Annotated in this window: 20 protein-coding genes and 1 pseudogene; 5 read left to right on the top strand and 16 right to left on the bottom strand. The window is 67.7% G+C overall.

Annotation, left to right across the window (positions count from 1 at the left end; translation table 11 throughout):
• Positions 1-10 precede the first annotated feature (10 nt).
• From trpB to NV1_RS17210, 4 genes are all read right to left on the bottom strand, one after another.
• Positions 11-1,270, bottom strand: a complete 1,260-nt coding sequence (gene trpB / locus NV1_RS17225; RefSeq protein WP_067892438.1) for a tryptophan synthase subunit beta — start codon at positions 1,268-1,270, stop codon at positions 11-13.
• Positions 1,267-2,091, bottom strand: a complete 825-nt coding sequence (gene trpC, locus NV1_RS17220; protein ID WP_067892403.1) for an indole-3-glycerol phosphate synthase TrpC — start codon at positions 2,089-2,091, stop codon at positions 1,267-1,269. Before trpC ends, trpB begins: the two co-directional genes overlap by 4 nt.
• A gap of 147 nt (positions 2,092-2,238) precedes the next feature.
• Positions 2,239-3,222: a Trp biosynthesis-associated membrane protein gene (locus tag NV1_RS17215; protein ID WP_084525473.1), complete on the bottom strand. Its 984-nt coding sequence runs from the start codon at positions 3,220-3,222 to the stop codon at positions 2,239-2,241.
• 1 nt (position 3,223) lies between these two features.
• On the bottom strand, positions 3,224-4,795 hold the full coding sequence (locus tag NV1_RS17210; protein ID WP_373864621.1) for an anthranilate synthase component I: 1,572 nt from the start codon (positions 4,793-4,795) through the stop codon (positions 3,224-3,226).
• 472 nt (positions 4,796-5,267) lie between these two features.
• Here NV1_RS17210 and NV1_RS17205 point away from each other — a divergent pair, with 472 nt between their 5' ends.
• The 3 genes from NV1_RS17205 (at position 5,268) to NV1_RS17195 (ending at position 6,797) form a co-directional block, all read left to right on the top strand.
• Positions 5,268-5,489, top strand: a complete 222-nt coding sequence (locus tag NV1_RS17205; protein WP_245713765.1) for a hypothetical protein — start codon at positions 5,268-5,270, stop codon at positions 5,487-5,489.
• A gap of 65 nt (positions 5,490-5,554) precedes the next feature.
• Positions 5,555-6,133, top strand: a complete 579-nt coding sequence (locus NV1_RS17200; protein WP_067892399.1) for a permease — start codon at positions 5,555-5,557, stop codon at positions 6,131-6,133.
• Between the two features lie 145 nt (positions 6,134-6,278).
• Positions 6,279-6,797 (top strand): MarR family winged helix-turn-helix transcriptional regulator, encoded by a 519-nt coding sequence (locus NV1_RS17195; protein ID WP_245713764.1) that lies wholly within the window; start codon positions 6,279-6,281, stop codon positions 6,795-6,797.
• Between the two features lie 33 nt (positions 6,798-6,830).
• Here the strand turns inward: NV1_RS17195 and hisI are convergent, their stop codons facing one another.
• From hisI to priA, 4 genes and pseudogenes are all read right to left on the bottom strand, one after another.
• Positions 6,831-7,178 (bottom strand): phosphoribosyl-AMP cyclohydrolase, encoded by a 348-nt coding sequence (gene hisI, locus NV1_RS17190; RefSeq protein ID WP_067892432.1) that lies wholly within the window; start codon positions 7,176-7,178, stop codon positions 6,831-6,833.
• 10 nt (positions 7,179-7,188) lie between these two features.
• Entirely contained in the window at positions 7,189-7,962 is a 774-nt protein-coding gene (gene hisF / locus NV1_RS17185) for an imidazole glycerol phosphate synthase subunit HisF (RefSeq protein ID WP_067892395.1), read from the bottom strand.
• Complete coding sequence (locus NV1_RS17180) at positions 7,959-8,798, bottom strand: inositol monophosphatase family protein (RefSeq protein ID WP_067892392.1); 840 nt, start codon at positions 8,796-8,798, stop codon at positions 7,959-7,961. The genes hisF and NV1_RS17180 overlap by 4 nt, the downstream gene beginning before the upstream one ends.
• Before the next feature lie 70 nt (positions 8,799-8,868).
• Positions 8,869-9,594, bottom strand: a pseudogene (gene priA / locus NV1_RS17175) (bifunctional 1-(5-phosphoribosyl)-5-((5-phosphoribosylamino)methylideneamino)imidazole-4-carboxamide isomerase/phosphoribosylanthranilate isomerase PriA); the annotation flags it as partial.
• Positions 9,595-9,922: 328 nt separating this feature from the next.
• On the opposite strand from priA, the gene NV1_RS17170 reads away from it, so the two are divergent.
• Complete coding sequence (locus NV1_RS17170) at positions 9,923-10,435, top strand: hypothetical protein (RefSeq protein WP_157117064.1); 513 nt, start codon at positions 9,923-9,925, stop codon at positions 10,433-10,435.
• Between the two features lie 10 nt (positions 10,436-10,445).
• Here the strand turns inward: NV1_RS17170 and NV1_RS46380 are convergent, their stop codons facing one another.
• From NV1_RS46380 to hisD, 5 genes are all read right to left on the bottom strand, one after another.
• Entirely contained in the window at positions 10,446-10,568 is a 123-nt protein-coding gene (locus NV1_RS46380; protein ID WP_281181837.1) for a hypothetical protein, read from the bottom strand.
• A 128-nt stretch (positions 10,569-10,696) separates the two neighbouring features.
• Positions 10,697-11,353, bottom strand: a complete 657-nt coding sequence (gene hisH / locus NV1_RS17165) for an imidazole glycerol phosphate synthase subunit HisH (RefSeq protein WP_067892388.1) — start codon at positions 11,351-11,353, stop codon at positions 10,697-10,699.
• Positions 11,350-11,994, bottom strand: coding sequence for an imidazoleglycerol-phosphate dehydratase HisB (hisB, locus tag NV1_RS17160; protein WP_067892430.1), 645 nt, complete (start codon positions 11,992-11,994; stop codon positions 11,350-11,352). Before hisB ends, hisH begins: the two co-directional genes overlap by 4 nt.
• 62 nt (positions 11,995-12,056) lie before the next feature.
• Positions 12,057-13,190, bottom strand: coding sequence for a histidinol-phosphate transaminase (locus tag NV1_RS17155; protein WP_067892386.1), 1,134 nt, complete (start codon positions 13,188-13,190; stop codon positions 12,057-12,059).
• Positions 13,187-14,524 carry a histidinol dehydrogenase gene (gene hisD, locus NV1_RS17150; protein ID WP_067892384.1) on the bottom strand — a complete coding sequence of 446 codons (1,338 nt, stop codon included), beginning with the start codon at positions 14,522-14,524 and terminating at the stop codon, positions 13,187-13,189. The genes NV1_RS17155 and hisD overlap by 4 nt, the downstream gene beginning before the upstream one ends.
• A 190-nt stretch (positions 14,525-14,714) precedes the next feature.
• Here hisD and NV1_RS17145 point away from each other — a divergent pair, with 190 nt between their 5' ends.
• A complete protein-coding gene (locus NV1_RS17145; RefSeq protein ID WP_067892382.1) occupies positions 14,715-15,116 on the top strand; it encodes a PPOX class F420-dependent oxidoreductase in 402 nt (133 codons plus the stop codon).
• Positions 15,117-15,195: 79 nt separating this feature from the next.
• On the opposite strand, the gene NV1_RS17140 is transcribed toward NV1_RS17145, so the two are convergent.
• From NV1_RS17140 to NV1_RS17130, 3 genes are all read right to left on the bottom strand, one after another.
• Positions 15,196-15,783: a maleylpyruvate isomerase family mycothiol-dependent enzyme gene (locus NV1_RS17140; RefSeq protein ID WP_067892428.1), complete on the bottom strand. Its 588-nt coding sequence runs from the start codon at positions 15,781-15,783 to the stop codon at positions 15,196-15,198.
• 336 nt (positions 15,784-16,119) lie between these two features.
• A complete protein-coding gene (locus NV1_RS17135) occupies positions 16,120-17,934 on the bottom strand; it encodes a RodZ family helix-turn-helix domain-containing protein (RefSeq protein WP_067892380.1) in 1,815 nt (604 codons plus the stop codon).
• Entirely contained in the window at positions 17,931-18,242 is a 312-nt protein-coding gene (locus NV1_RS17130) for a hypothetical protein (RefSeq protein ID WP_067892378.1), read from the bottom strand. Before NV1_RS17130 ends, NV1_RS17135 begins: the two co-directional genes overlap by 4 nt.
• Between the last annotated feature and the right edge of the window lie 166 nt (positions 18,243-18,408).

Here is an 18,408-nt window from a genome sequence, read left to right as displayed (position 1 = left end):
GCACTTGCACTCACCGCGCGTCCTCGTCGAACAGTCCGAACCATTTCGCTGCGGTATCCATATCCTTGTCGCCGCGACCGGACAGGTTCACCAGGATGACCGCGCCCTCGCCCAGTTCGCGGCCCAGGGTCAGCGCGCCCGCCACGGCGTGCGCGGATTCGACGGCCGGGATGATGCCCTCTCGGCGGGACAACAGCAGCAGCGCGTCCATCGCCTCGGTATCGGTGATGGGGCGGTACTCGGCGCGGCCGATGTCCTTGAGGTAGGCGTGCTCCGGGCCGACACCCGGATAGTCCAGCCCGGCGGAGATCGAGTGCGACTCGATCGTCTGCCCGTCCTCGTCCTGCAGCAGATACGAGTACGCGCCCTGGAACGCGCCCGGCGTGCCGCCGGTGAATGTGGCCGCGTGCCTTCCGGTTTCGACACCGTCACCGGCGGCCTCGTAACCGATCAGGCGTACGCCCGCATCGTCGATGAAGGGGTGGAAGATGCCGATCGCATTGGATCCGCCACCCACGCAGGCCGCGACAGCGTCGGGCAGACGCCCGGCCTGCGCCTGGATCTGTGCCCGCGCCTCGAGTCCGACCACGCGCTGGAAATCGCGCACCAGCAGCGGGAACGGGTGCGGACCGGCGGCGGTACCGAACGCGTAGTAGGTCTCGTCCGCGTTGGTGACCCAGTCGCGCAGCGCCTCGTTGATGGCGTCCTTGAGAGTTTGCGAACCGGTGGTCACCGAGACGACCTTCGCGCCGAGCAGCCGCATCCGGGCGACGTTGAGCGCCTGGCGTGCGGTGTCCACCGCGCCCATGTAGATGACGCAGTCCAGCCCCAGCAGGGCGCAGGCGGTCGCGGCGGCGACGCCGTGCTGACCCGCGCCGGTTTCGGCGATGACGCGGGTCTTGCCCATCCGCTGGGCCAGCAGGGCTTGGCCCAGCACATTGTTGATCTTGTGCGAGCCGGTGTGGTTCAGATCCTCGCGCTTGAGGAAAATGCGCGCTCCCCCGGCGAATTCGGCCAGGCGCACACATTCGAACAGTGGCGAGGGACGTCCGGCGTAGTCGCGCTGCAACCGGTCCAACTCACCGAGGAAATCCGGATCGATACGGCACTTGTCGTACTGGGCGGTGACCTCCTCGATCACGGCCATCAGCGCCTCTGGTACGTGCCGCCCGCCGTAGACCCCGAAATGCCCGCTCGCATCGGGTTCGTGGCTGCGCTGCGCCACGCCCTCGCTGGCCTGGGGCAACAGCGGTTCCTGGGTCCGGCTCATCGCGCCGCACCCCGGCGCAGCGGGCGCGGGCACGACGGGTGGGTTCCGGCGGTCGCCAGTTCGGATACGGCCGCACGCGGATCACCGCTGGTCACCAGGCTCTCGCCGACCAGGACGGCATCCGCGCCCGCACCGGCGTAGGCCAGCAGATCGGCGGTACCGTTGACACCGGACTCCGCGATGCGGATCACCTCGGTGGGCAGACCGGGCGCGATCCGCGCGAATACGTCGCGATCCACCTCGAGCGTCTTGAGATTGCGGGCGTTCACACCGATCACCGAGGCTCCCGCCTCGAGCGCGCGGTCGGCCTCCTCCTCGGTGTGCACCTCGACCAGCGCGGTCATCCCCAGCGATTCGGTGCGATCGATGAGCGAGGAGAGCACGTCCTGTTCCAGGGCGGCCACGATCAGCAGGATCACATCCGCGCCGTGCGCGCGCGCCTCATGGATCTGATAAGGGCCGACGACGAAATCCTTACGCAGGATGGGCAGGTCGACGACCGCGCGGACCGCGTCGAGGTCGTCCAGGGAGCCGTTGAACCGGCGGCCCTCGGTGAGCACGCTGATGATCCGCGCACCACCGTCCTCGTACGACTTGGCCAGGCTGGCGGGGTCCGGGATGGCGGCCAGATCACCTCTGGAGGGGCTGGACCGCTTCACCTCGGCGATCACTCCGACACCGTCCTGATGCAACGCGGCGAGCGCGTTGCGCGGGGACGGGGCCGCCGCGGCGGCCTTCTTGACGGCCTGGAAATCCAGGTGGGCTTCCCGTGCGGCCACATCCGCGCGGACCCCGTCGAGAATCGAGTCGAGTACCGTCATCTGGCTCGAATCCTTTCTGGGGAGACGGAGTTGATGCCTGAGAATCCCCCCAGGCCGTTGTCTCTCACCGAACTTGATAAAGAGTAAATGGCTATGTTCGCGACGCCGACGGCGGGGTGTTCCGCGTCGCACCTGGGCGGATATGACTCACCGGTCACGTTCGGCCCCGTCGTCGGTGGGGTCCGCGCCGGCGTCCAGCGCGTCCCACAGCACACGTTCGGACAAGGGCTCGTTCGAGGCGGAATCCGCTTGTGCGGAGCCGGTTTCCGTCGCCCCGGCCGAGGTGTACCCGGAAGTTGCGGACGCGGAGTCCGCGCCGACGCCGCGCTGCCGGGCGACCTGCTCGGCCGCGGCCGCTCGCCGGAACACCGGATTGTCGTACTTGCCGGACATCTTCGCCGTGGCCTCAGGCATCCGCGCGAGCAGCACCCCAGCGGCGAAGGCCAGCACCGCACCGATCAGGCTCAGCGCCGCGGGAAATGCCGCGGTGGTGACGTGATCGACGTGCGCGCGGGCCGGTAGCTGAGCCAGCGTGGCGGCGCGTTCGGCCGTTCTCCCGTGCTGGGTCAGCAAGGCGAAACCGGGCACCGCGGCCACCGCGGCCAGCAGGGCGACCACGACCCCGACCAGTCGCCGCAGCCAACCGCGGGTCGCGAAGACGGCCGCCACACCGGCCAGCAACACGAGCGCCACCGGGGTCAGCGCGCCGAACCACACGCCGCCGTCGAGCCGATGGGTGGCCGGATCGGTGAGCCCGTCGGAGGACACGATCGTCACCCACGTCATCCGCGACGCGGCCCACAGCGCCGCCGCCGCCGACACCAGCAACACCACCGGCCCGATCGGATTCTTCCGCCGCCCGGGTGCCTGCGGCTGCCAGGGAGCGTCGTCAGCCGAACGGTCGGCGCGCTCGGCGCCGGACGGGGCCGGCTCGACGCGGGTCTCGCCGGCCCCGGAGCGCACGCCGTCCGCACGGGCCTGCGCGGAGTCCGCTCGCGCCTCGGCCGCCTCCGCTCGCGCCTGCTGGGCGTCGGACCGCGCCTGCGCCGCATCGGCGTCCGCGCCGGACGCCGACGCGGAGTTTTCGGGGGCCGAATTCGACTGGGCCGGTTCGGATTCCGCGGAACTCATCTCAGCTCGCCGTGCCCTGTTCCGGGGCGAAGGCGCGGACCGTGCGGGCGGCCGCGACGGCCTTGAGCACCGCCATCGCCTTGTTGCGGGACTCGGTGTCCTCGTATTCGGGTTCGGAGTCGGCGACGATGCCACCGCCTGCCTGCACATAGGCGATGCCGTCCTTGAGCACCGCGGTGCGGATGGCGATCGCGGTATCGGCGTCACCGGCGAAGTCGAGATATCCCACCACGCCGGCGTACACCCCGCGACGCGTCGGCTCCAACTCCTCGATCAACTCCATCGCCCGCACCTTGGGCGCACCGGACAGCGTGCCCGCCGGGAAACACGCCTGCACCGCGTCCAGGGCGATACGGCCCTCGGCCAGCTGCGCGGAGACGGTGGAGACCAGATGCATCACGTGGCTGTACCGCTCGACGTGGCGATAATCGGTGACGCGGACCGTCCCGGGGCGGCACACCCGGCCCAGATCGTTGCGACCGAGGTCGACGAGCATGAGATGCTCCGCATTCTCCTTCTCGTCGGCCAGCAGATCCTTCTCGAGCAGCAGATCCTCCTCGGTGGTGGCCCCGCGCCACCGGGTGCCCGCGATCGGGTGGGTGGTCGCGACACCGTCCTTGACGGTCACCAGCGCTTCCGGGCTCGACCCCACGATCGTGAACGCGGTCTCACCCGAAGCGTCCGGAACGTGCATCAGATACATATACGGGCTCGGATTCGATGCCCGCAGCATCCGGTACAGATCCAGCGGTTTGCCGTCGTAGTCCATCTCGAACCGCTGCGAGAGCACCACCTGGAACGCCTCGCCGGCCTCGATCTCCTTGACCAGCCGCCGCACGCCGGCATGATGTTCCGCGCTGCTGCGCTGACGCCGGAACTCCGGTTCCGGACGGTCGAACACCGAGACCGTGGATTCGGCCGGTTCGGCCAGGGCGACGGTCATCCGGTCCAGCCGGGCGACCGCGTCGTCGTACGCCTCGTCGACGCGCTCGTCGGTGCCGTTCCAGTTGACCGCGTTGGCGATCAGGGTGATCGCGCCCTCGTGGTGGTCGAAGGCCGCCAGGTCGGTGGCCAGCAACATCACCATCTCCGGAACGTGCAGATCGTCGGTAGCCAGCGAGGGCAGCCGCTCCAGCCGGCGCACGATGTCATAGCCGAGGTAGCCGACCAACCCGCCGGTCAGCGGCGGCAGATCCGGGAACCGTTCGGTGCGCAGCAGCTCGAGCGTGTCCCGCAGGGCGCGCAGCGGATCACCGCCGGACGGGGCGTCGGCGGGGGTCGCGCCGTACCACGCCGCCTCGCCGTCCACGACCGTCAGCGCGGCCGGACTGCCGGCGCCGATGAAGGACCATCGCGACCATGATCTCCCGTTCTCGGCGGACTCGAGCAGGAAGGTGCCCGCCCGGTCGCCGGCCAGCTTGCGGTAGGCCGAGAGCGGAGTCTCCGAGTCCGCCAGCACCTTTCGAGTCACCGGTACCACACGGTGCTCGGCCGCGAGCGCACGGAAGTGTTCGCGGGTGGTGGTGGTCGATGTCCCCGGACGATCGGTTGCGCCGTGCATACCGTCCATCATTTCAGGGACGGGCAACCGAGATTCCCGCGGCCCATGTGCGGACTGCCCGGTTCGCACCCTACGCGGGCGTCCCGGGCGTTACCCTTACGAACGCCGTTCGCGGCCGAACGAGGTCATCGGCGGCGGATGCGCCGAACCCGCACCCCACGAAGTCCGCTCGCCGAGCTCTTCCGGGCGGGCCATCGGACGCAGTCGAACCCTGGGCAGCACCGAGTTCCAGGAAATGCTCTACCGGACCGGGCCGATCGGCGATCGATGCCGAGAGGCTCCCGGCCCCGTTCCACCAGCAGCTAGACCAAGCGGATATTTCATGCCCTGCGCGATGCGCGAGCCTGATCAGCGCTGCGCGGCAGGGCACACGAGACAGAGCGGAGTTCGTAGACCGATGTACCCCTCGCAACCGATCGCACCGGAGGCCCCCCGGTACCCGTCGCAGCCGCTGGGCGCAATGCCCGGCCAGGCGCCTCGGACGATGCCGCGCAGCCCGCAGACCGGCGGTACCCGGTCCGACGCCCTGGCTTCCTTCGTCACCTACGCCAAGGCTCTGGAGAGCCTGGACCGTCGCAAATTCCCGGACGAATACGCCGAGCACGCCGATCGCATCAAGGAACTCAGGCCGTTCCTGAAGGCGCACGGCATCCTGGACGTCATGCAGATCAAGAATCCGGAAGTGGCCACGCTGCTCGGAGTCTGACCGGCTTTTCGTACCGGGCGTGTGCCGCGCCCGGTACTTCGGCAAATTCCACCTACGCTGGTCATATGACCTCGCAAAGTGCGGAGCAATCATCCAGCACCAACACGTGGCGAAATCGGATCATCGGCATTGCCGCCGTGATCGTGGCGCTGGTCGCGGCCTATTTCATTCTGGCCTCATTCATTCCGCGCTGGTGGGCGCAGCGCATCGCGAGCATGTCCGGGCACGGCAGTTTCGCCAAGGGCATCTGGTCCGGGCTGGGGCTGGGCTTCTTCTGTACGGCGATCCCGCTGTTCCTGCTGATGGCCGCCGTCGCGGTCTGGCGGCGCAAGGGCGGGCGGTTCATGGCCGGATGTGCGGCCGTGCTGGCACTCGTGGTGGCACTGCCCAATCTGATGACGCTCACCATCGTCTGGGGCGGCAGCGGCGCGGCCCATGCCGGGGAGCGCGTGCTGGACGTCCAGGCGCCGGGTTTTCGAGGCGCTACATTGATCGGCGCCATCGTCGCCGCGATCCTGTTCCTTCTCGCGTTGTTCCTGCGGATGCGCGGGCGCTGGCGCACGCGCCGCGCCGGGCGGCATCGCAAGACTCCCAGCTCACCGCCACCCCCGGCCCAGCCCGCCGACGTGGAGCGCAACGGGTGAGAGATGTCACGTCATTCACAACACTCGTGACCATCGAGCGAAATCATGGCAAACTACGAGTCTGCAGGTGACCGTGGATTGACCGTTCAAGACCAACCAGTTTCGCTAACCAGATCACGTCACTTGGCTGCAAGAAAGGCTCGAAGTGACGAAGTGGCTGAACCCCACCGAACAGCGAGCGTGGCGAATTCTGGTCGCGCTCACAACCCGGCTGCCCGCCGCCATGGATACGCAGATGCAGCGCGAATCGGGCGTCACCCACTTCGAGTACTTCGTCCTCGAGCTACTGGCCGCCGAACCCGAACGCCGACTTCAGCTCAGCGAACTGGCCTCACGGGCAAACGCCTCGCTATCTCGCCTGTCCCATGTGGTGACCAAATTGGAGCGGCTCGGCTGGGCCGAGCGGGAGACTTCCACGGGTCGTCGGGGCGCGGACGCGGTACTCACCGAAACCGGATATCTGAAGGTGCAGCAGGCCACCCCCGGCTATCTGGAGGCCGTACGCGGACTGGTCCTGGACGGACTCGACGAGCAGCAGACCGAACAGCTCGCGGAACTCGGCGAGGCCATGGTCGCGCAACTAGAGAAGGGGCTCACCCGCGGGCTCGGGCGAACCAACGGACGCCCGTCGGCGGTCGAGCACAGCGAACCCGCCCCGGAGTGAGACTCGCTTCGCCCGGACGAGCCTGGGACCGGCTCAGCTCTGATCGCTGAGCAGGACGTCCGAGTCCCAGCAGGTGTGCGTACCGGTGTGGCAGGCCGCGCCCTCCTGATCGACGATCAGCAGCACGGTGTCACCATCGCAGTCCAGACGCACCTCGTGTACGTACTGGGTGTGCCCGGAGGTCTCGCCCTTGACCCAGTACTGCTGACGCGAGCGCGAATAGTAGGTGGCCTTGCGGGTCGCAAGAGTGCGGGCCAGGGCCTCGTCGTCCATCCACGCCAGCATCAGCACATCGCCACTGCCCCGCTCCTGCGCGACGGCGGCGACCAGTCCGGCCTCGTTGCGTTTGAGGCGGGCGGCGATGGCGGGATCCAGACTCACACTCACCACGCTAGCGGACGGTGATGCCCTCGCCGCGCATGGCGTCCTTGACCTGTCCGATGGTGAGATCGCCGAAGTGGAATACGCTCGCGGCCAATACCGCATCGGCGCCGGCCCGCACCGCAGGCGCGAAATCCGCCACCTTGCCCGCACCGCCGCTGGCGATGACCGGAACCGAGACCGCGGCACGCACCGCCCGCAGCATCCGCAGATCGAAACCCGCCTTGGTGCCGTCGGCGTCCATCGAATTCAGCAGGATCTCCCCGACACCCAGTTCGGCGCCGCGCACGGCCCACTCGACCGCGTCGATCCCGGTGCCGCGCTTACCCCCGTGCGTGGTGACCTCCCAGCCCGAGGGGGTGGGTTCGGTGCCTTCGGGCACCGTCCGGGCATCCACCGACAGCACGATGCACTGCGAGCCGAACCGCTCGGACATCTGCCGCAGGATCTCCGGATTGGCGATGGCGGCGGTGTTCACCGACACCTTGTCCGCGCCGGCGCGCAGCAGCCGATCCACATCGTCGACGGTGCGCACACCGCCACCCACGGTGAGCGGGATGAAGATCTGCTCGGCGGTGCGGGTCACCACATCGATCATGGTGCCGCGATCGCCGGTGGAGGCGGTGACGTCCAGGAAGGTCAGCTCGTCCGCGCCCTGGGCGTCATAGGCGGCGGCCAGTTCCACGGGATCGCCCGCGTCGCGCAGGTTCTCGAAGTTCACGCCCTTCACGACGCGTCCGGCGTCGACATCCAGGCACGGAATCACTCGTACGGCCAGCGTCATCGGTTCGCCTCCCCGGCGGCCTCGTCGACCGCGGTATTGATCATCTCCAGCAATTCCTCGTGCACCCCCGGCGCGGCCGCGAGCACCGACCGCGAGGTGAGGGTCCACGCCTGGCCGCGCAGGTCGGTCACCACTCCCCCCGCGGCACGCACCAGTGCGACCCCGGCGGCGTTGTCCCACGGATGATGTCCGAATACGACGGCGCCGCCCAGTACCCCGGATGCGGTGAAGGCCAGATCGATTCCGGTGGAGCCGTGCATGCGCACCCGGCCGGACAACCGGCTCAGCGCACCCAGCAGGTCGAAGCGGAATCGGCCCGGAATGCGCCCCCGCGAGTCCACGTTGAACGCGCCGAAACCGATCATCGATTCGGCGAGGGTCCCGGATGCCAAGGGGGGCATCGGTTTTCCGTCCAGCAGTAGTGGGCCGTCGATCGCGGCGGCATAGCGGCGGCCCAGTAGCGGCAGCCAGGTCAGGCCGAGCACCGGCGTCCCCTCGTGCACCAGCGACAGCAGGATGCCCGAGAGCGGATGCCCCGCGGAGTAATTGAACGTCCCGTCGATCGGGTCCAGCACCCACGCGGTACCCGATTCGAGTGAGGGGCCGCCGAATTCCTCACCGTGCACACCGATTCCGGTGCGCTCGAGCAGTGCGTCGGACAGCGTCCGCTCGAGTTCCAGATCCAGCGCGGTGGCGAAATCGCCGCGCCCCTTCTCGACCGCGCTCGGTGCGCCGAGCCCCTGGACGAAACGCGGTGCGGCCGAATCCAATATCTCGCTCGCGGTGGCGAGCAGCGCCTGGCGGTCCGGTTGAGCGGTTACCACCTCAGTGTCCATCGGGCGTGCTCGTGCGGCCTACGTGGTGACGCTCCGTTACCGCCTCCGAACCCGGACCGCTCGCGCCGTGCACCGCGTGCAACGCCTCGGGCAGGGTGAATCGCCCGGCGTACAAGGCTTTTCCGACGATCGCGCCCTCGACCCCCTCGGTGACCAGGCCGGCGATAGCACGCAGATCGTCCAGGGTGGACACGCCACCGGAGGCGATCACCGGCGCATCGGTGGCCTGGCAAACCTCGCGCAGCAGATCCAGATTCGGTCCGGTGAGGGTGCCGTCCTTGGTGACGTCGGTGACGACGTAGCGCGTGCACCCGTCCCGCTCGAGCCGTTCGAGTACCTCCCACAGATCGCCGCCGTCGCTGACCCAGCCGCGCCCGCGCAGCCGGTATTCGCCCTCGGTCAGCCGCACATCCAGGCCGACGGCGATCCGGTCGCCGTATTCGCCGATCGCGCGGGCGGCCCATGCCGGATCCTCCAGCGCGGCGGTGCCCAGATTCACCCGGGCGCATCCGGTCGCCAGGACCGCCTTCAGCGATTCGTCGTCACGGATGCCGCCGGACAGTTCGACCTTCACATCGAGCTCACCGACAACCTGGGCGATCAGATCGCGATTGGAGCCGCGCCCGAAGGCCGCGTCCAGATCGACCAGATGGACCCATTCGGCCCCGGCCTGCTGCCAGGACAGCGCGGCCTCGCGCGGCGATCCGTAACTCGTTTCACTGCCCGCCTCCCCTTGGACCAGGCGAACGGCCTCACCATTGGCGACATCGACGGCGGGGAGCAGCACAAGATTCACGGCAGTAGCCTACTGGGCAACCCCGCCGCTCCCGGCCCCGGCCCGGACCCGCCGCAGGCCCGGGGCACCGAGCGGACCCCGCGCCCGGACCGGAACGCCCCGCGCGACGGCGGGGCACTCGACGCGGCGGGCCGATGTCCGCGAACCGGACGACACGCCCGCGCGGCAAATAGGACCGGCGATCAGGTTTGCCGAGCCGTCCATTGGGCAATATGAAATGGGCGCGTGTCATTGCATGCGCGAGATCCGCACCAACGGTCGGATCTCGTGCGCCGGGGGCGAGGACACGGGTTCCGCAAACCATCGTCGAGCAACAAGGGGTGCGGTCATGTCCCGGAAAACGCTGCGACACAGGTGCCTGCCGCGCCCGGCAACGGGTATCGGCATGGTCGCGCTGGCCGCGTCGGGTATCGGCGTGATTCCCGTCGGCGGCCTACTGGCCGGACCTGCCGCCGCCGATGCGACCGATCCGGCGCAGATGGCCGCCTGCGAATTCGGCCGCCAGCTCACGACCTACACCTTCACCGATTACGACGCATACAACCAGCGCGTCCTGGACAACTCGACCGGCACGTTCCACGACGAGTTCCAGAACTCCAGCACGGACCGGCGCAATCGCGTGCTCGGGACGCACACCAGCTCCGATGTGCTGTCGATCGAGTGCAGCACACAGACCTCCGACCCTGCCCACGCTCAGATCGTGGTGTCGGTGGACCAGACCACGCGCAGCGACGCGACCCTCGGCCTGCCCCGCCCCGAACGCACCGTGATGCACGTGAGCCTGGACAACGTCGACGGCCACTGGCTGGCCGAACGCGTCGATCCGGTACCGCCGCGCTGAGCCGGATCCGCTAACTGGACCCGGCCGCCGCCGAACCCGAGGCCGAACCGCTCAGCAGCGGAATCCCCGCCGAGCCGGTGTTGATGTAGCCCAGCCACATCGGCAGGTCGAGTGCCGTGGCCAGGATGTTCACGACGCCACCACGCTCATGCCGGAAACGCTCTCGAGATCACTCACAGCAGCCCCTTTCGCCACATGGGTCCCCGACCGATTCCGACCCTAACCGGAGTCGGTCGGCGAACCTACGAACCGGACCGGGGATTACAGCGAGTTCACCCAGTTGCGCAGCAGTTGTGCGCCGGCGTCACCGGATTTCTCCGGATGGAACTGCGTCGCGCTGAGCGGCCCGTTCTCGACCGCGGCCAGGAATGGGCCGCCGTGCTCGGCCCAGGTGAGCTTCGCGGCGGGAATCGCGCTGTCCGCATCGTTCCAGGCCCACTTCTGGGCGGCATAGGAGTGCACGAAGTAGAACCGGGTCTGCTCGTCCATACCCGCGAACAGCACACTGTCCGCGGGGGTGCGTACGGTGTTCCAGCCCATGTGCGGCAGCACCGGGGCGGCCAACCGCTCGACCGTGCCGGGCCATTGGCCGCAGCCCTCGGTCTCCACGCCGAATTCCACGCCGCGTTCGAACAGGATCTGCATTCCGACGCAGATACCCAGCACCGGACGACCGCCGGCGAGACGCTTGCCGATGATCCGTTCACCGCGCACCGCGTGCAGTCCGGCCATGCAGGCGGCGAATGCGCCGACTCCCGGCACCACCAAACCGTCTGCGGCCAAGGCGGTTTCGGCATCGACTGTGACGGTGACCTCGGCGCCGGCGCGGATCAGGGCACGGTTGGCCGAATGCAGATTGCCCGAACCGTAGTCCAGGAGCACGACACTGGGCGCGCGGCGGCCCGAAGAACTCGTCACAGCGTCCCCTTCGTCGAGGGCACACCGCTGACCCGCGCGTCCAATTCGACCGCGGCGCGCAAAGCCCGTGCCACAGCCTTGAATTCGGCCTCGGTGACGTGATGTTGATCGCGGCCGTACAGCACCCGCACGTGCAGAGCGATGCGCGCGTTGAGCGCGATGGATTCGAACACGTGACGATTCAGCACCGTGGAATACGGTGCACCGGGGCGCGGCGCCGAACCCGCCGCACCGGCGGTCGCCGAACCGGGAATGATCGTGTGCAGCAGGTGATCCGGCTCACCGGTGTGCACACAGTACGGCCGGCCGGACACGTCCACCACCGCATGCGCCAGCGTCTCGTCCATCGGGATGTACGCGTCGCCGAACCGGCGGATGCCCTTCTTGTCGCCCAGCGCCTGCCCGAGCGCCTGCCCGAGCACGATCGCGGTGTCCTCGACGGTGTGGTGCGCCTCGATCTCGATATCGCCCTGCGAGCGCACGGTGAGATCGAAACTGGCGTGCGCGCCCAGCGCGGTCAGCATGTGGTCGTAGAAGGGGACGCCCGTGGATATCTCGGTGCGGCCGGTGCCGTCCAGATCCAGCTCGACGACGATGCTGGACTCCTTGGTGGTGCGCTCCACCCGCGCGGTTCGGTGCATACTCGCTCTCGCCTCGGGACTGAGATCCGCCGACGTATCGGCGGCCGGATCGGTATTCACGGTCACCGGATCACCCGCTCGGTGTCCGCCAGAATCGCACTGACGCGCAGGAATTCGTCGTTCTCGGCAGTGAGACCGATGGTGACGCGCAGATGTGCGGGAATGCCGACATCGCGAATCAGCACGCCCTCGTCCAGATACCGCTGCCAGGCGCGCGGCGCATCGGCGAACGAACCGAACAGCAGGAAGTTGGCATCGCTCGGCGCGACCCGGAAGCCCATCTCCCCCAGGGCTTTCGCGACCCGGTCGCGCTGTACCGCCAACCGCGCGACACTGGCCAGGGTTTCGTCCGCATGCCGCAGCGCGGCCCGCGCGGCCGCCTGGGTGACCACCGACAGGTGGTAGGGCAGGCGTACCAGCAGCATCGCGTCGATGACCGCGGGTGCGGCGGCCAGATAGCCGAGACGGCCACCGGCGAAGGCGAACGCCTTGGACATCGTCCGGCTGACCACCAGCTTGGCCGGGAACCGATCGATCAGCTCGATCGCGCTGGGAGCACTGGAGAATTCGGCGTACGCCTCGTCCACGATGACGATGCCCGGCGCCGCCTCGAGGATCCGGACCAGATCACCCTGGACGATGCTGTGCCCGGTCGGATTGTTCGGACTCGTCACGAACACCACATCGGGACGACGTTCGGCGATGTGCGCGACCGCGTAGTCGACGTCGAGGGTGAAGTCGGCGTCGCGCTTTGCCTCCACCCATTCGGTGTCGATGCCCTCGGAGATGATCGGGTGCATCGAATACGACGGCACGAAACCCATTGCGGTGCGGCCGGGTCCGCCGAATGCCTGCAGCAACTGCTGCAGGACCTCGTTGGAACCGTTGGCGGCCCACACATTCGACACGTCCAGGGCGACACCGGTCTGCCGGGTCAGATAGGCGGCCAGGTCGGTGCGCAGCGCGACCGCGTCGCGGTCGGGGTAGCGATGCAGATCCGCGGCCGCGGCCCGGATCGATTCGGCCACGTCGTCGACCAGCGCCCGGCTCGGCGGATGCGGGTTCTCATTGGTGTTCAGCTGGACCGGCACGGTCAACTGCGGTGCGCCGTAAGGGGATTTACCGCGCAGGTTCTCCCGCAGCGGCAGATCGTCCAGGGATACGGCCGAACCCGGGATGTTCGCCACACTCGTCATGACAACGCCTCGAATCGAACCTGCACGGCCTGTCCGTGTGCGGGCAGATCCTCGGCCTTGGACAGCGCGACCACATGGCCCGCGACATCTTTCAGCGCGGCCTCGGAGTACTCCACGACGTGGATGCCGCGCAGGAAGGTCTGCACGCTCAAACCCGAGGAGTGCCGGGCGCATCCGGCCGTCGGCAGGACGTGATTGGATCCGGCGCAGTAGTCGCCCAGGCTCACCGGCGACCACGCGCCGACGAAAATCGCTCCGGCACTGCGCACTCGGGCCGCCACCGCGGGCGCGTCGGCGGTCTGGATCTCGAGGTGTTCGGCGGCGTAGGCGTCCACCACGCGCAGGCCCTGATCGATATCGTCGACCAGCACGATGCCGGACTGCCTGCCCGACAACGCCTCTCCCACCCGCTGGTGGTGCTTGACGACCTCGAGCTGCGCGTTCACCGCGGCCTCGACCGCATCGGCCAGCGCGGCGCTGTCGGTGACCAGCACGCTGGCGGCCAGCACGTCGTGTTCGGCCTGGCTGATCAGATCGGCGGCCACGTGCACCGGATCGGCGGTGGCGTCGGCCAGGATCGCGATCTCGGTGGGGCCGGCCTCGGCATCGATGCCGACCAGGCCGCGGCACAGGCGTTTGGCGGCGGTGACGTAGATGTTGCCGGGGCCGGTGATCATATCGACCGGTTCCAGCTCGGATCCGGTGGTATCGGTGCCGCCGTAGGACAACAGGGCCACGGCCTGAGCGCCACCCACGGCCCAGACCTCCTGCACGCCCAGCAGTTTCGCCGCGGCCAGGATGGTCGGATGCGGCAGCCCGCCGAACTGTGCCTGCGGCGGCGAGGACACGACGAGCGAGCCGACCCCCGCGGCCTGGGCGGGCACCACGTTCATCACGACGCTGGAGGGATAGACGGCGTTGCCGCCGGGTACGTACAGCCCGACGCGTTCGACCGGAACCCAGCGCTCGGTGACGGTGCCGCCGGGCACCACCTCGGTCGTGGTGTCGGTGCGGCGCTGATCGGCGTGGACCTTGCGGGTCCGCTCGATGGCGACCTCCAGCGCGGCGCGCACGGCCGGATCCAGTTCGGCCAGCGCCCGGTCCAGTTCCTGCGCGGGCACCCGGATCGAGGCGGGCGCCACACCGTCGAACTTCTCGCTGAACTCCTGGGCCGCCTCGACACCCCGATCGCGGATCGCCGCCACGACCGGACGCACATGATGCAACACCGAGTCGACGTCGACTCCCCCGCGCGGCAGCGCGGTGCGCAGCTCGGCGGCGGTGGGAGTACGACCGCGCAGATCGACGCGGGCGAGCTCGATGCGGGATGTCATAGCGGTGTGGAATCCTTGTCTGTGCTGGTCATCACACCCGGGGCAGAATGGCCCCGGACCACACCAGACTATCGGGTCCGCCCCGCGAGCCATCCGCCGCCCGACCGGCCGGTTGTGCGCGGGCATAGTCGAGCGCCCCGCGCGGTTCGATTCGGACGTACACCGCACACTCCCGAACGAAAGAGGGACGATGGTCGAAATCCCCGAGAAGGCCCGCGACCTGCTGGAGCGGCCGATCTTCGCGAGCCTGGGCACCACCCGGCCCGACGGAGCGCCGCAGGTCAACCCGATGTGGTTCGTCTGGGACGGCGAATTCGTCTGGTTCACCCACACCAACGCCCGGCAGAAGTTCCGGAATCTCGCCGCCGAGCCGCGGGTGTCGGTCTCGATCTTCGATCCGGACAAGCCCTACCGGTACATCGAGATTCGCGGGGTGGTCGACCATGTCGACCCCGATCCCGAGGGTTCGCTCTACACCAGCCTGTCCCAGCGCTACGGCGGCGGTCCGATCGTGCCGCCGGATGCGAAGGATCGGGTCAAGCTGGCGGTCCGCCCGACGCACGTCTCGGGATACGCGGTCACCCGGGACTGAACGTCGCCGGTGCCCGGCCGCCGGGCGACCGGGCACAGTACGCACTCGGTAACAACGCCATCGCGGGCGGGCCGGCGCCTCACCCGTGACGCAGGCGCAGGATCGGGACTCCGTCGCCGGTCAGGTCGTCGAGGGCGACGCTGCGGCCGACCATGGCCAGAGCCAGGGCCTCGCCGGGACCGCTGACCTCCGGGCCGACGCCGCGAGACCATTCCACGTCGGTCGCGACGAATCGCAGACCGCTGGTGAATCGGCCCGGGCGGGCGAAGGGGTCGGGGTGAGCGAGTACCGCCCGCAGTCGTTCGGCGGGCACGGTGCGGTGGTAGCCGAGGGGCCGGCGAATGTCCTGCTGGTGGACGAACATATCCGCGAGCCCGACCTTCGGGACAAGCCGCGTGATGTGTTCACGGTTGTGCTCGAGCCGGTCCAGCAACTGCTCGGTGGACAAGGCCCTCGACCGGTCGACCAGAGTGTTGTTGACCCGGTCCGGAGAGAATCCGCAACGCACACTTGCCATCGCGTACTCCGGCAACGGAGTCGCGTCGTACAGCAGATGCCCCACCACGTCGCGCACCCGCCACCCCGCACACAGCGATGGCGACTCCCACTCCTGCTCACTCAGCGTATGCAGGAGCGCAACCAATTCGGCGCGCTCCTCTCTGAGCATCTGCCGTATATCCACAGTGGAAGGCTAACCGGGGCAACGAATACGGCAAAACTGCTCGACGGCACAATTACGAACAGCCACCGATTACCCCAGAAGCCCGTCGATCAGCGATATCCCACGCAGCCGCAGCATCGGGGCCGGTCATGGTGCAATCGTGGGAACTATGGTGTCACCGAGGGGCGCGGGTGGTGTTGTCCGTCTCCGGTTCGAGGACAGTGGGCTCGAGAAGGTAGCTGGCGGTGCGGGCGGTCTCGTCCACTTCTTCCATTCGGTGTCGAACAATATGCACGCTAGCAGTGTGGTCACTGGCTATTTCTTCCATCTTCCGCGCCCAGTTCATGCCAGCTCACTCTTTGCGTCGGTTTCATCGGAATGGTTGGTTTCCTCGGGCTCGGACTCGGCCGCCGGGGGAACATAACGGATGGTTGTCCGATGCTCGGACTCGTTCTCGCTACGGGACTGAGGAAGCGATGCGTTACCGAAGAAGCTCGACGGTGTCGTTGACGTCGTCGTGGTCGATGACCCGAGATTGAAGGGTTGATATCCCGAGGATGTGGTTGTGGTGTCGTTCTGCGAGCCACTCACCGGCACGGACTGGCCTGCGGTCTGGGAGGATTGGCTGCCGGCCTGGCTGGCGTTCGCGCCACTGTCGCTCTGACTCTGCGTCCCGCTCGTCTGGTTCGTGTTATCGCCGGCCGACTTACTTGCCGCGTCGGTGCTGTGGTCGGCACCGGAAGTATCGCTCGATGCGCTGGCGGCAGTCGGATGGATATGGTGCTCAACCATCGCGTCGATCTTCTGCGCGGCATCCACGCCCTCTTTGACCAAACCGGTGATCCCATCCTGCCCGACGACATCCTTGAACGCACTACCGAGATCTTGCACCACCGTTCCCCCGGCGGTCAGGACGCCCGCGATGTCTGCGGGCTTCCAGGTTCCACTATCCGAGGTTGGGGTATTCGCAGCGGGAGTAGGGCTGGCTGGACTGCCGCCGCTGGCCGCGGCGGATTGCCCGGCACCACTGTTCGAAGCTTTCGCGGAGGCGTTGCTCGCCCCGGTGCCCGCTGTGGTATCGGCAGCGATGTAGCTTGCAGTGTTCTGCGGGGACGAAGCAGTCGACGCCGTACCGGTGCTCGCAGCGGTGGCAGCGGCGCTCGTTCCTGTGCCGGCGTCGGTTGCGGCGGGAGCGGTGGACGCCTGGTTCGACTGCTGTGAATTCGACTGTGCAGGAGCCTGATCCGAGGCCGATGCACTGACACTGGCCGGAGCGGTGGCGGTATTGCTCTGGAAGAGAGTCTGGGCCGCAACGAACGTTCCGGAGGGTGTACTCGCCGAGTTGGTGTCAGCGAGTGCGGTGGTCGCGGACCGCTGGCCGCCAGGCGAGATGTACGGCGTGGAATTCACACTCTCCAGCGCCTGACTCAACTGGTCGTACACATTCTTCACCGCAGTATCCGTCGCATCGGTCAACGTGGTGAACGCGGCGACCTTGCCCTCCATTGCGGGCTTGAAAACCTTGTCGAGCCACTGTGCGCAATACGACGTGGCGTCCGAACCGGACGGAATATCCGAAAGTACCTTCCGAACCAGCTGCACCTTGGCGTCGGCATCACCGACCTCGCCGAGGCCCCCATGTGCGTAGGCAATGATCTGATCGATTTGCTCGGCACTCTTCCCCGCGATGTTCTGAGCGGTCAGATCAGTGCGGATCGCATCAGCCTTGGTATGCACGATCTGCTCGAGGGTGTCTGCCGCAGTCGACACAGCCTTCTGAATTCCCGATAGCGAGTCATGTTCCCCGCCAACCTGTTTACTCAGCGCCTGAACGAAACTGGCGGCCTGGTCGGCAGCGGGCGAACCACTCCACCGCGCCGGCAACTCGCTATGGCGGGCCTGCTGGGTTTTGACCTGGTCAGCGACACTACCGAACAACTCCTTGCCGAGCGCAGTAGCGAAGGTGCGCAGCGGCTCCACATCCATTCCACTCTGCTGCTCATACTTCGTGGTCAGCGAATTCACGCTCTCGCCACTGGGATCCGACCCGGTCCACGTCCGATACCGAGGCAGAAAAGTCGTGAAATATCCCAGACCACTCCTGCCGGTTTCGAGAATCTTATCGATCCCCGTTCCCGCCTGCGCCGTCGCGTTCATGTGAGAGTCTCCCCCAAGTTGTTCAAGCTTGCCGCCGTCGAGTGGTCCACTCCGACGTTCGTGGTCACGGCCTTCCCGAGCACCCCCGCCAGATCATGAGTGCAATTCGCCCATCCGTACAAGTGGGCGGCCACCTCACTGAGCGCCCGGCTGACCCGGTCCCCCTGAGAGCGGTAGTCCGTCCCCGCAGCGGCAGCATCGAATCCCTGTCCTGCCTTGGCAATCTGCTGAGCGGACACGTTCACCGCCTGCGCCGACCTCTGCAGATCATCCTCGATGCTACGCACCGCGGCAACGTCCAAATCCATACTGCCAACCCCCGAATCATGCCCATCAACATCGAACCGCGCCAGACCACCCCTCGACGCGATCCACGCCACTGATGCTACACAGAAAACACCAAACAGCAAGCCGTAGAAGATATTTGAATAACATACGCAAATTGGCCGGAGACGAGAACATCACTGAGCACCT

Origin of the sequence: Nocardia vaccinii NBRC 15922 (assembly GCF_001613305.1) — a bacterium.
Classification (GTDB): domain Bacteria; phylum Actinomycetota; class Actinomycetes; order Mycobacteriales; family Mycobacteriaceae; genus Nocardia; species Nocardia vaccinii.
The sequence above is the reverse complement of the archived record's forward strand: the minus strand, read 5'-3'. Positions and strand labels throughout refer to the sequence as shown.